Genomic DNA, 12,475 nt, shown 5'->3' with positions numbered 1-12,475 from the left:
GGTGACAACGTGTCGATCACTGTGAAGCTGATCAACCCCATCGCCATGGAAGAAGGTCTGCGCTTCGCTATCCGCGAAGGCGGCCGTACCGTGGGCGCTGGCGTCGTGGCCAAGATCATTGCTTAATCAAGCAAGGTATACAGGGGTATAGCTCAATTGGCAGAGCGTCGGTCTCCAAAACCGAAGGTTGTAGGTTCGATTCCTACTGCCCCTGCCACTTGAATGTGGCCCCCAACAAGCCCGCCAGACCCTGGCGGGCTTCGGTGTCTTAAGTGATGCCGTGAATAGGAAGCAGGAAATACTCAAAGATGGCCACTTCACAGGTTGAAACTGTCAATACAGGCGCAGACAAGGCCAAGCTCGCAGCGGTAGTGGCGTTGGTCATTGCCTCCGTTGCGGGCTTTTATTTGTTGAGCAAGCAAGGCGCCGTCGTGCAGTGGGCGGCATTGATCGTCGGGCTGGTTGCGGCTACGGCGGTGTTTTTGGTGTCGGAATCGGGGCGTCAATTCGTCGCGTTTGCCAAAGACGCATGGCGCGAAGTGAAGAAGGTGGTCTGGCCCACGCGCAAGGAAACCTTGCAGATGACGGCCTATGTGTTCGCCTTCGTGGTCATCATGGCGCTTTTTCTGTGGTTCACGGACAAGACGCTGGAGTGGGTCTTGTACGACTTGATTTTGGGTTGGAGAAAGTCATGACGACCGCTGCGGAAATCACGGGAGCACAAGCTCCTGCAGGCGCTTCTGCCTCGGCCAATCCAGACCTGCGCTGGTACATCGTCCATGCCTATTCGGGCATGGAAAAAGCGGTCGAACGCAACATTCAGGAGCGCATCGGCCGCTCTGGCATGCAAGACAAATTTGGTCGGATTTTGGTGCCGACCGAAGAAGTCGTGGAAATGAAGAACGGCCAGCGCAAGACGACGGAGCGTCGCTTGTTCCCTGGCTATGTGTTCGTTGAGATGGTGATGGATGACGACACCTGGCACTTGGTGAAGCACACCAACAAGGTCACGGGTTTCGTGGGCGGCGCCAAGAACAGGCCTGCCCCTATCTCGGAAGACGAAGTGCAAAAGATCGTCAGCCAGATGCAGGAAGGCACCGACAAACCACGCCACAAGATCGAGTTCATGGTGGGCGAGTTGGTGCGCGTCAAGGAAGGTCCTTTCACTGACTTCAACGGCTCTGTCGAGGAAGTCAATTACGAAAAGAGTCGCGTGCGCGTCTCTGTGATGATTTTCGGTCGCTCGACCCCTGTGGAGTTGGAGTTCGGGCAGGTCGAAAAGACATAAATCTGTCGATCACAAGCCTGACTGCCTCGGCAGTCAGGGCAATGATTTTGGACGCCGCACTTTTCGGCTCGGTGCGGACGTCGTCATGGTGAGTCGTTAACCCGGGGAGCTGGTGGTTGCATGGTGCAACACAAGCGTTATGACCCGTCAGGAGTAAAGCATGGCGAAAAAAATCGTCGGTTTTATCAAGCTGCAAGTTCCAGCTGGTAAGGCCAATCCATCCCCACCGATCGGCCCAGCACTGGGTCAACGTGGCCTCAACATCATGGAGTTCTGCAAGGCATTCAATGCGCAGACCCAAGGTGTGGAGCCAGGTCTGCCACTGCCCGTGGTCATCACGGCGTTCGCAGACAAGAGCTTTACCTTCATCATCAAGACGCCGCCTGCGACGACTCTGATCAAGAAGGCCATCAAGCTCGAAAAGGGTTCTTCCAACGCCCTGAAGACCAAGGTTGGCAAGATCACGCGCGAACAGCTCGAAGAGATCGCCAAGACCAAGATGAAGGACATGAACGCCGCTAACGTTGACGCTGCTGTCCGTACGCTGGCTGGTTCCGCACGCTCGATGGGCGTGACGGTGGAGGGTTTGTAAATGGCCAAGTTGACGAAAAAGCAAAAGGCCCTGCAGGGCAAGGTTGACAGCACCAAGCTGTACGCTTTTGCAGACGCAGTGGCGCTCGTGAAAGAAGCTGCAACGGCCAAGTTCGATGAATCCATCGACGTGGCAGTGCAACTAGGCATCGATGCCAAGAAGTCGGACCAAGTGGTGCGTGGCGCCGTGGTGCTGCCCAATGGCACTGGCAAGACGACCCGTGTCGCTGTGTTTGCACAAGGCGCCAAAGCGGAAGAAGCCAAGGCTGCGGGTGCTGACATCGTTGGCATGGACGACCTGGCTGCCATGGTCAAGGCTGGTGACATGCCTTTCGACGTGGTGATTGCTGCCCCCGACGCTATGCGCGTTGTGGGTACGCTGGGCCAGATTCTGGGCCCTCGTGGTCTGATGCCTAACCCCAAGGTTGGCACCGTGACTCCTGACGTTGCCACGGCTGTGAAGAACGCCAAGGCTGGTCAGGTGCAATTCCGCGTAGACAAGGCCGGTATCGTGCACAGCACCATTGGCCGCCGTTCGTTCGACAACGAAAAGCTGCAAGGCAACCTGGCTGCGCTGATCGATGCACTGAACAAGGCCAAGCCAGCTTCGAGCAAGGGTCTGTACCTGCGCAAGGTCGCTGTGTCCTCCACGATGGGCGTTGGCGTCCGCGTGGATACGCAATCCATCGCAGCGTAATTGCGATTGAAATCTTCGGGCCTTTTTCAAAGGGCCTGATGTGGTGGGCTGTGGGTGGTGCAATACCTGCCTGCAGGCCATCCAAGACCGTTGGTGTGTGGCTCGCCGCACTTAATCCCCTTGCGGGGCCAACGCAGATGGCGATCCCGCTGCAGATGGAATTCGTTCCGAAACAGTTGGTCGCTGCAACAAGAGCGCGCAGGAGGGTGCAAGCCTGAGTGCGCAATTTAAGGAGTAGACCTTGAGTCTTAATCGCAGTGAGAAAGAAGCGGTCATCAGTGAAGTGACCAGCCTCGCCGCTAAAGCTCAAACGCTTGTGATCGCGGAATACCGTGGCATCACGGTCGCCGACATGACCAAACTGCGCGTTGATGCTCGCAGCAAGGGTGTGAGCCTGAGTGTTCTGAAGAACACCCTGGCCCGCCGTGCTGTGGCAGGCAGCCAGTTTGACGTGGTGGCAGACCAGATGACCGGTCCCCTGATCTATGGCTTCTCCGAAGACGCCGTGGCTGCCGCGAAAGTGGTGGCTGACTTTGCGAAGACCAACGACAAGTTGGTGATTCGCGGTGGCGCTTTCGGTGGTAAAGCCCTGGACGTCAACGGCGTGAAGCAACTGGCCAACATTCCTTCCAAGGAAGTTCTGCTGGCTCAGATTTGTGGCTTGCTTATGTCCCCCATGTCGCGTACAGCCGTTGTGCTGGGCGCACTGGCGGCGAAAAAAGGCGAAGGCGCAGCCGCACCGGCCGCCGAACCTGCAGCAGCTTGATAGCTGGGCAGTCAACCAACACAATTGTTAGGAAATCAAAATGGCATTCGATAAAGACGCATTTTTGACCGCGCTGGACAGCATGACGGTTCTGGAACTCAATGACCTGGTGAAGGCCATTGAAGAGAAGTTTGGCGTGAGCGCTGCAGCTATGGCTGCTCCTGCTGCCGCTGGTGGTGGCGCTGGCGCCGCTGCTGCTGAAGAAAAGACGGAATTCAACGTGGTGCTGACCGAAGCCGGCGCCAACAAGGTGTCCGTCATCAAGGCAGTGCGCGAAATCACCGGCCTGGGCCTCAAGGAAGCCAAGGACCTGGTGGACGGCGCTCCCAAGAACGTCAAGGAAGGCATTGCCAAGGCCGACGCCGAAGCAGCCGTCAAGAAGCTGGTGGAAGCCGGCGCCAAGGCCGAACTCAAGTAATTCGGTCTTGCTCAAGGGCTGGAGTGCTCCTCAAAGGGCCTCCAGCCTTTGGTGCTTTCAGAGAGCACCCGTAAGCCCCGTCTGCAACGAGGCTTTCGAGTGTCTTCTGACAACCCCGACAGCAGAAGACGCCTTGGTTCGGGTGATGTGCAACGCATCACCGTCCGCCATGGTTGGTAGTGGCCAACCGCCAAGCCCGTAAGGACCACGCTCCTTGCGGGTCAGTCGTCGAAGACCCAGGACTCATGTCTTTGCCCGGAGATCTCATGGCCTATTCCTACACCGAACGCAAGCGAATTCGCAAAAGTTTCGGCACCCGCGATAGCGTGCTCGAAGTTCCTTATCTGCTGCAGATGCAGAAGGACGCATACACCGCTTTCCTGCAGGCAGATACAGCACCCCAGAAAAGAACCATCGAAGGCCTTCAGGCTGCATTCGACGCTGCCTTCCCCATCGTCTCCCACAACGGTTTTGTGGAGATGAAGTTCATTGAGTACAACCTGGCAAAGCCGGCCTTCGATGTGCGTGAGTGCCAGACCCGTGGTCTGACGTTCGCCTCGGCCGTGCGCGCCAAGGTGCAACTGATCATCTATGACCGCGAGTCCTCGACGTCGCAGTCCAAGGTGGTCAAGGAAGTGAAGGAGCAAGAGGTCTACATGGGTGAAGTGCCCCTGATGACCGACAAGGGCTCGTTCATCATCAACGGCACGGAGCGCGTGATCGTGTCGCAGCTGCACCGTTCGCCAGGCGTGTTTTTCGAGCATGACAAGGGCAAGACCCACAGCTCGGGCAAGCTGCTGTTCTCGGCTCGGATCATCCCGTACCGCGGCTCCTGGCTCGACTTCGAGTTCGACCCCAAGGACATCCTGTACTTCCGCGTGGACCGTCGCCGCAAGATGCCGGTCACGATTCTGCTCAAGGCCATCGGCCTGAACCCCGAGTCCATCCTGGCGAACTTCTTCGTCAACGACAACTTCCGTCTGATGGACAGCGGTGCGCAGATGGAGTTTGTCTCCGAGCGCCTGCGTGGCGAAGTGGCACGTTTCGACATCACCGACAAGTCGGGCAAGGTGGTTGTGGCCAAGGACAAGCGCGTCACGGCCCGTCACACCCGCGAACTGGAGCAGTCTGGCACCACGCACATCAGCGTGCCCGAAGACTTCCTGATTGGCCGTGTGGTCGCTCGCAACATTGTGGACGCCGACACGGGCGAAATCATCGCCAAGGCCAATGAAGAACTGACTGAAGCGCTGCTCAAGAAGCTGCGTACTGCCGGCGTGCAAGACCTGCAGGTCATCTACACGAACGAACTGGACCAAGGCGCCTACATCTCGCAGACCCTGCGTATCGATGAAACGGTGGACGAGTTCGCTGCCCGCGTGGCCATCTACCGCATGATGCGCCCCGGCGAGCCGCCGACAGAAGACGCCGTGCAGGCCCTGTTCCAGCGCCTGTTCTACAACCCCGACACGTACGACCTGTCGCGCGTGGGCCGCATGAAGTTCAACGCCAAGATTGGCCGCGACGAATCCACCGGCCCCATGGTGCTGTCCAACGAAGACATCTTGGCCGTGGTCAAGATCCTGGTGGATCTGCGCAACGGCAACGGCGAAGTCGATGACATAGATCACTTGGGCAACCGCCGCGTGCGTTGCGTGGGCGAACTGGCCGAAAACCAGTACCGCACAGGCCTGGCGCGTATCGAAAAGGCTGTGAAGGAGCGTCTGGGCCAGGCCGAGCAAGAGCCGCTGATGCCCCATGACCTGATCAACAGCAAGCCGATCTCGGCAGCGCTGAAGGAGTTCTTCGGCGCATCGCAGCTGTCACAGTTCATGGACCAGACCAACCCGCTGGCGGAAATCACGCACAAGCGCCGTGTATCTGCCCTCGGCCCAGGCGGTCTGACCCGTGAGCGCGCAGGCTTTGAAGTGCGTGACGTGCACGTGACCCACTATGGTCGCGTCTGCCCTATCGAAACGCCTGAAGGTCCGAACATTGGTCTGATCAACTCGCTGGCTCTGTACGCCCGCCTGAACGAGTACGGTTTCATCGAGACACCGTACCGCCGCGTGGTGGACGGCAAGGTGACCAACGACATCGACTATCTGTCGGCGATCGAAGAAGGCAAATACGTGATTGCGCAGGCCAATGCGCAGCTCGACAAGGACGGTCGTCTGACGGGCGAACTGGTCTCAGCCCGTGAAAAGGGTGAGTCGATTCTGTGCGGCGCAGACCGTGTGCAGTACATGGACGTGTCGCCCGCGCAGATCGTGTCGGTGGCAGCCTCGCTGGTGCCATTCCTGGAGCACGATGACGCGAACCGCGCGTTGATGGGCGCCAACATGTCGCGCCAGGCCGTGCCTGTGCTGCGTCCTGAAAAGCCCCTGGTCGGTACGGGCATCGAACGTGTGGCCGCTGTGGACTCGGGCACCGTGGTGACCGCTACACGTGGTGGTATCGTGGATTACGTGGATGCCACCCGTATCGTGGTCCGCGTGAACGACGACGAAGCCGTGGCCGGTGAAGTGGGTGTGGACATCTACAACCTCATCAAGTACCAGCGTTCCAACCAGAACACCAACATCCACCAGCGTCCTATCGTCAAGAAGGGTGACAAGCTGGTCAAGGGTGACGTTGTGGCCGACGGTGCATCGACGGACTTTGGCGAAATCGCCATTGGCCAGAATATGCTGATCGCGTTCATGCCCTGGAACGGCTACAACTTCGAAGACTCGATCCTGATCTCCGAACGCGTGGTGTCCGAAGACCGCTACACCTCGATCCACATCGAAGAGCTGGTGGTCATGGCTCGCGACACGAAGCTGGGTGCAGAAGAAATCACACGCGACATTCCGAACCTGTCGGAACAGCAACTGAACCGTCTGGACGAGTCCGGCATCATCTACGTGGGCGCCGAAGTGCAACCCGGCGACACGCTGGTCGGCAAGGTCACGCCCAAGGGCGAAACCACCCTCACGCCTGAAGAGAAGCTGCTGCGCGCCATCTTCGGCGAGAAGGCTTCCGACGTGAAGGACACGTCGCTGCGCGTGGACCAGGGTTCGTCCGGCACCGTGATCGACGTGCAGGTGTTCACACGTGAAGGCATCCAGCGCGACAAGCGTGCCCAGCAGATCATCGACGATGAACTCAAGCGCTTCCGTCTGGACCTGAACGATCAGCTGCGCATCGTGGAGGCCGACGCCTTTGATCGTATCGAGAAGCTGCTGACCGGCCGCGTGGCCAACGGCGGCCCACAGAAGCTCGCCAAGGGCACGAAGATCGACAAGGCCTATCTGGCTTCCGTCGAGAAGTTCCACTGGTTCGACATCCGCCCTGCGGAAGACGAAGTCGCCACCCAGCTCGAATCCATCAAGAACGCGCTGGAGCAAACTCGCCACAGCTTCGACCTGGCCTTTGAAGAAAAGCGCAAGAAGCTCACGCAAGGCGACGAGCTGCCTGCTGGCGTGCTCAAGATGGTCAAGGTGTACCTTGCCGTCAAGCGCCGTCTGCAGCCTGGCGACAAAATGGCTGGCCGCCACGGTAACAAGGGTGTGGTGTCCAAGATCGTTCCGGTCGAAGACATGCCCTACATGGCCGACGGCACGCCTGCCGACATCGTTCTGAACCCGCTGGGCGTGCCCTCGCGGATGAACATTGGTCAGGTGCTGGAAGTCCACCTGGGCTGGGCCGGCAAGGGCATTGGTCAGCGCATTGGCAACATGCTCCAGGAGCAGGCCAAGGCGTCCGAGCTGCGCACCTTCCTCGAAGAGGTGTACAACTCGCGCGGCCGCAAGGAAGACCTGTCGCAACTGAGCGACGACGACCTGATGGCCATGGCGGAAAACCTGACGAGTGGTGTGCCTTACGCCACCCCCGTGTTCGATGGTGCTTCGGAAGAAGAAATCAAGGACATGCTCAAGATCGCCTACCCGGACGATATTGCTGAGCGCAAGGGCCTGACACCGACCCGCACACAGGCTTATCTGTTTGATGGCCGCACGGGCGAGCGCTTTGAGCGCCCGACCACCATCGGCTACATGCACTACCTGAAGCTGCACCACTTGGTGGACGACAAGATGCACGCCCGCTCGACCGGTCCTTACTCGCTCGTCACGCAGCAGCCGCTGGGTGGTAAGGCGCAGTTCGGTGGCCAGCGTTTCGGGGAAATGGAAGTGTGGGCGCTGGAAGCTTACGGCGCCGCCTACGTGCTGCAGGAAATGCTGACCGTGAAGTCCGACGACGTCGTGGGCCGTACCAAGGTGTACGAGTCCATCGTCAAGGGCGAACACGCCATCGAAGCCGGCATGCCGGAATCGTTCAACGTGCTGGTCAAGGAAATCCGTTCGCTGGGCCTGGACATCGAGCTGGAACGCTCCTAAGCAGAAAAGGAAAGAGTCACTATGAAATCGCTACTCGACCTGTTCAAGCAATTCACGCCGGACGAGCATTTCGATGCCATCCGCATCGGCATGGCTTCGCCCGAAAAGATCCGTTCGTGGTCTTTCGGCGAAGTGAAGAAGCCCGAAACCATCAACTACCGCACATTCAAGCCCGAGCGTGACGGTCTGTTCTGCGCCAAGATTTTTGGTCCTATCAAGGACTACGAATGCCTGTGCGGCAAGTACAAGCGCCTCAAGCACCGCGGTGTGATCTGCGAGAAGTGCGGCGTTGAAGTCACGCAGACCAAGGTGCGTCGCGAGCGCATGGGCCACATTGATCTGGCCGCACCTTGCGCTCACATCTGGTTCCTGAAGTCGCTGCCTTCGCGTCTGGGCCTGGTGCTCGACATGACGCTGCGCGACATCGAACGCGTGCTGTACTTTGAAGCCTACGTGGTGACCGACCCCGGCATGACCCCGCTGAAGAAGTTCAGCATCATGTCCGAGGACGACTACGACGCCAAGCGCAAGGAATACGGCGACGAGTTCATCGCCAAGATGGGCGCCGAAGGCATCAAGGACCTGCTGGAATCCATCGACATCGACCTGTCGATCGAACGCCTGCGCGGCGACCTGACCGGCTCCGAAGTCAAGGTCAAGAAGAACGCCAAGCGCCTGAAGGTGCTCGAAGCCTTCAAGAAGTCGGGCATCAAGCCCGAGTGGATGGTGCTCGAAGTGCTGCCAGTGCTGCCACCGGACCTGCGTCCGCTGGTGCCGCTGGACGGCGGCCGCTTCGCGACCTCCGACCTGAACGATCTGTACCGCCGCGTCATCAACCGCAACTCGCGTCTGCGCCGCCTGCTGGAGCTGAAGGCCCCTGAAATCATCGCCCGCAACGAAAAGCGGATGCTGCAGGAAGCCGTCGACTCGCTGCTGGACAACGGCCGCCGTGGCAAGGCCATGACGGGCGCCAACAAGCGTGCGCTGAAGTCGCTGGCTGACATGATCAAGGGCAAGTCCGGCCGTTTCCGCCAGAACTTGCTGGGCAAGCGCGTGGACTACTCCGGTCGTTCCGTGATCACCGTGGGCCCAACGCTCAAGCTGCATCAGTGCGGTCTGCCCAAGCTGATGGCGCTGGAGCTGTTCAAGCCTTTCATCTTCTCGCGCCTCGAAGCCATGGGCATCGCGACGACGATCAAGGCCGCCAAGAAGGAAGTCGAATCCGGCACCCCCGTGGTGTGGGACATCCTGGAAGAGGTCATCAAGGAACACCCCGTGATGCTGAACCGTGCACCTACGCTGCACCGTTTGGGTATCCAGGCCTTTGAACCCATCCTGATCGAAGGCAAGGCCATCCAGCTGCACCCCCTCGTCTGCGCCGCCTTCAACGCCGACTTCGACGGTGACCAGATGGCTGTGCACGTCCCGCTGTCGGTGGAAGCACAAATGGAAGCCCGCACGCTGATGCTGGCCTCCAACAACGTGCTGTTCCCCGCCTCGGGCGAACCCTCCATCGTGCCTTCGCAGGACGTGGTGCTGGGTCTGTACTACGCCACCCGTGACCGTATCAACGGCAAGGGTGAAGGCCTGGTGTTCGCTGACACCGGCGAAGTGCAGCGTGCCCTGGACGCTGGTCAGGTCGAACTGGCTGCCAAGATCACGGTGCGCATGACCGAGTGGACCAAGGACAAGGCCACGGGCGAATTTGTGCCCTCGACCTCGCTGGTGGAAACCACCGCAGGCCGCGCACTGCTGTCCGAGATCCTGCCCAAGGGTCTGCCGTTCAGCAACATGAACAAGGCGCTGAAGAAGAAGGAAATCTCCAAGCTCATCAACGTGAGCTTCCGCAAGTGCGGCCTGAAGGAAACCGTGGTGTTTGCAGACAAACTGCTGCAAAACGGTTTCCGCCTGGCTACGCGCGCCGGTATCTCCATTGCCATCGACGACATGCTGGTGCCTCCGCAGAAGGCCGGCATCATTGAGCGCTCCGAGAAGGAAGTCAAAGAGATCGAACAGCAGTACGTGTCCGGTCTGGTGACGTCTGGCGAGCGCTACAACAAGGTGGTGGATATCTGGGGCAAGGCCGGCGACGAAGTGTCCAAGGTGATGATGGCCCAGCTGTCCAAGCAAAAGGTCACCGACCGCCACGGCAAGGAAGTGGACCAGGAGTCTTTCAACTCCATCTACATGATGGCCGACTCCGGTGCCCGGGGCTCTGCGGCCCAGATCCGTCAGGTGGCTGGTATGCGGGGTCTGATGGCCAAGCCAGACGGCTCGATCATCGAGACGCCCATTACCGCGAACTTCCGCGAAGGTCTGAACGTGCTGGAGTACTTCATCTCCACCCACGGTGCCCGTAAGGGTCTGGCAGATACGGCGCTGAAGACGGCGAACTCCGGTTACCTCACCCGCCGTCTGGTGGACGTGACGCAAGACCTGGTTGTGACCGAAGAGGATTGCGGCACGGCCAATGGTTCGCTGATGCGCGCCATCGTCGAAGGCGGTGAAGTGATCGAATCGCTGCGCGAGCGTATCCTGGGCCGCACTGCGGCTGAGGACGTGCTGCACCCCGAGAACCGTGCGGTGCTGGTCGAAGCTGGTGTGATGCTGGACGAAGACCTGATCGAAGAGCTCGAAGCCGCTGGCGTGGACGAAGTGAAGGTGCGCACGGCCCTGACCTGCGAAACCCGCTACGGCCTGTGCGCCAAGTGCTACGGCCGCGACCTGGGCCGCGGTGGCCTGATCAACCTCGGCGAAGCCGTGGGTGTGATCGCTGCCCAGTCCATCGGCGAGCCCGGCACGCAGCTGACCATGCGTACGTTCCACATCGGCGGTGCCGCTTCGCGTGCAGCCATCGCGTCGAGCGTGGAAGCCAAGTCCAACGGCGTGATCGGCTTCAACGCCACGATGCGCTACGTGAGCAACACCAAGGGCGAGCTGGTGGTGATTGCACGTTCGGGTGAAATCATCATCCAGGACGAGCATGGCCGCGAGCGTGAGCGCCACAAGGTGCCTTACGGTGCGACGCTGACGGTGAAGGCCGACCAGCAGATCAAGGCCGGTACGATCCTGGCCAACTGGGATCCGCTGACGCGACCCATCATCACCGAGTTCGCCGGCCAGACCAAGTTCGAGAACGTCGAAGAAGGCCTGACGGTGGCCAAGCAGGTCGATGAAGTGACCGGTCTGTCCACGCTGGTGGTGATCGATCCGAAGCGCCGTGGTGCCGCCAAGGTGGTGCGTCCGCAGGTGAAGCTGATCGACGCCCAGGGCAACGAAGTGAAGATCCCTGGTACCGACCACTCGGTGACCATCGGCTTCCAGGTCGGTGCTCTGATCCAGGTGCGCGATGGCCAGGACGTGGGCCCTGGCGAAGTGCTGGCGCGTATTCCGGTCGAAGGCCAGAAGACCCGCGACATTACCGGCGGTCTGCCCCGCGTGGCCGAGCTGTTCGAAGCCCGTACGCCGAAGGACAAGGGCACCCTGGCCGAAATGACCGGTACCGTGTCGTTCGGCAAGGAAACCAAGGGCAAGGTTCGCCTGCAGATCACTGACCCTGAAGGTCGCGTGTTCGAAGAGCTCGTGCCCAAGGAAAAGAACATCCTGGTGCACGAAGGCCAGGTGGTGAACAAGGGCGAATCGATTGTGGACGGCCCGGCCGACCCACAAGACATTCTGCGTTTGCTGGGTATCGAAGAACTCTCGCGCTACATCGTCGATGAAGTGCAGGACGTGTACCGCTTGCAGGGCGTGAAGATCAACGACAAGCACATCGAGGTGATCGTTCGCCAGATGCTGCGCCGCGTCGTGGTCGAGAACGTCGGCGAGTCGAACTACATTGCCGGCGAGCAGGTCGAGCGCTCCGAGATCCTCAACACCAACGAGGCACTGCAGGCCGAGGGCAAGATCCCTGCGACTTACAGCAACCTGTTGCTGGGTATCACGAAGGCATCTCTGTCTACCGACTCGTTCATCTCGGCCGCTTCCTTCCAGGAAACGACCCGCGTGCTTACCGAGGCTGCCATCATGGGCAAGCGCGACGAGCTGCGTGGCCTGAAGGAAAACGTGATCGTGGGTCGCCTGATCCCTGCCGGTACGGGTCTGGCCTACCACCAGGCACGCAAGGCCAAGGACGCCATGGACGACGCCGAGCGCCGCGCCATCGCCGAAGCCGAAGCCGCCGAAATGGCAGCCCAGTCGGACGCCTCGGATGTGGACAGTGGCAGCGTCACTGCCACCGACGCAGCGGCGGACTGATAGAAAACAGCAAGGCCTCCCTCAGGCCCTGCTGCGGTCGCCACAGCGCCCCCGTCCTGTCCCAGGCAGGCCGGGGGCG

At 60.0% G+C, this 12,475-nt stretch carries 8 protein-coding genes, 1 tRNA gene and 1 pseudogene; all 10 read left to right on the top strand.

Annotated features, from left to right (window positions below; all coding sequences use genetic code 11):
• Nucleotides 1–126: pseudogene (locus IB236_RS12755) on the top strand (elongation factor Tu); the annotation flags it as partial.
• A 15-nt stretch (nucleotides 127–141) separates the two neighbouring features.
• Nucleotides 142–217: transfer RNA gene (locus IB236_RS12750), tRNA-Trp, on the top strand.
• Nucleotides 218–308: 91 nt separating this feature from the next.
• The gene (gene secE / locus IB236_RS12745; RefSeq protein ID WP_056745845.1) at nucleotides 309–695 is read left to right on the top strand and encodes a preprotein translocase subunit SecE; all 387 of its coding nucleotides are present in this window, start codon (nucleotides 309–311) and stop codon (nucleotides 693–695) included.
• Nucleotides 692–1,288, top strand: coding sequence for a transcription termination/antitermination protein NusG (gene nusG, locus IB236_RS12740; RefSeq protein WP_015012231.1), 597 nt, complete (start codon nucleotides 692–694; stop codon nucleotides 1,286–1,288). Before secE ends, nusG begins: the two co-directional genes overlap by 4 nt.
• Before the next feature lie 160 nt (nucleotides 1,289–1,448).
• The gene (gene rplK, locus IB236_RS12735) at nucleotides 1,449–1,880 is read left to right on the top strand and encodes a 50S ribosomal protein L11 (RefSeq protein WP_008907082.1); all 432 of its coding nucleotides are present in this window, start codon (nucleotides 1,449–1,451) and stop codon (nucleotides 1,878–1,880) included.
• Nucleotides 1,881–2,576, top strand: a complete 696-nt coding sequence (rplA, locus tag IB236_RS12730) for a 50S ribosomal protein L1 (protein ID WP_056059944.1) — start codon at nucleotides 1,881–1,883, stop codon at nucleotides 2,574–2,576.
• 241 nt (nucleotides 2,577–2,817) lie between these two features.
• Nucleotides 2,818–3,342, top strand: coding sequence for a 50S ribosomal protein L10 (rplJ, locus tag IB236_RS12725; RefSeq protein ID WP_034695835.1), 525 nt, complete (start codon nucleotides 2,818–2,820; stop codon nucleotides 3,340–3,342).
• A 40-nt stretch (nucleotides 3,343–3,382) separates the two neighbouring features.
• The gene (gene rplL / locus IB236_RS12720) at nucleotides 3,383–3,760 is read left to right on the top strand and encodes a 50S ribosomal protein L7/L12 (protein WP_008907085.1); all 378 of its coding nucleotides are present in this window, start codon (nucleotides 3,383–3,385) and stop codon (nucleotides 3,758–3,760) included.
• A gap of 266 nt (nucleotides 3,761–4,026) precedes the next feature.
• Nucleotides 4,027–8,139, top strand: a complete 4,113-nt coding sequence (gene rpoB / locus IB236_RS12715; protein WP_056745841.1) for a DNA-directed RNA polymerase subunit beta — start codon at nucleotides 4,027–4,029, stop codon at nucleotides 8,137–8,139.
• Between the two features lie 21 nt (nucleotides 8,140–8,160).
• Complete coding sequence (gene rpoC, locus IB236_RS12710; protein ID WP_056745839.1) at nucleotides 8,161–12,396, top strand: DNA-directed RNA polymerase subunit beta'; 4,236 nt, start codon at nucleotides 8,161–8,163, stop codon at nucleotides 12,394–12,396.
• The last annotated feature ends 79 nt before the right edge of the window (nucleotides 12,397–12,475 follow it).

Origin of the sequence: Acidovorax sp. ACV02 (genome assembly GCF_014851475.1) — a bacterium.
Lineage (GTDB): Bacteria > Pseudomonadota > Gammaproteobacteria > Burkholderiales > Burkholderiaceae_C > Acidovorax > Acidovorax delafieldii.
Note: the sequence above shows the minus strand (reverse complement) of the source record. Positions and strands in the feature narration are given on the sequence as shown.

Excerpts from the sequence above, each read along its gene's own strand:
- secE (WP_056745845.1), top strand. The coding sequence starts at position 309 with ATGGCCACTTCACAGGTTGAAACTGTCAATACAGGCGCAGACAAGGCC.
- rpoC (WP_056745839.1), top strand. The coding sequence starts at position 8,161 with ATGAAATCGCTACTCGACCTGTTCAAGCAATTCACGCCGGACGAGCAT.
- rpoB (WP_056745841.1), top strand. The coding sequence starts at position 4,027 with ATGGCCTATTCCTACACCGAACGCAAGCGAATTCGCAAAAGTTTCGGC.
- nusG (WP_015012231.1), top strand. The coding sequence starts at position 692 with ATGACGACCGCTGCGGAAATCACGGGAGCACAAGCTCCTGCAGGCGCT.
- rplL (WP_008907085.1), top strand. The coding sequence starts at position 3,383 with ATGGCATTCGATAAAGACGCATTTTTGACCGCGCTGGACAGCATGACG.
- rplA (WP_056059944.1), top strand. The coding sequence starts at position 1,881 with ATGGCCAAGTTGACGAAAAAGCAAAAGGCCCTGCAGGGCAAGGTTGAC.
- rplK (WP_008907082.1), top strand. The coding sequence starts at position 1,449 with ATGGCGAAAAAAATCGTCGGTTTTATCAAGCTGCAAGTTCCAGCTGGT.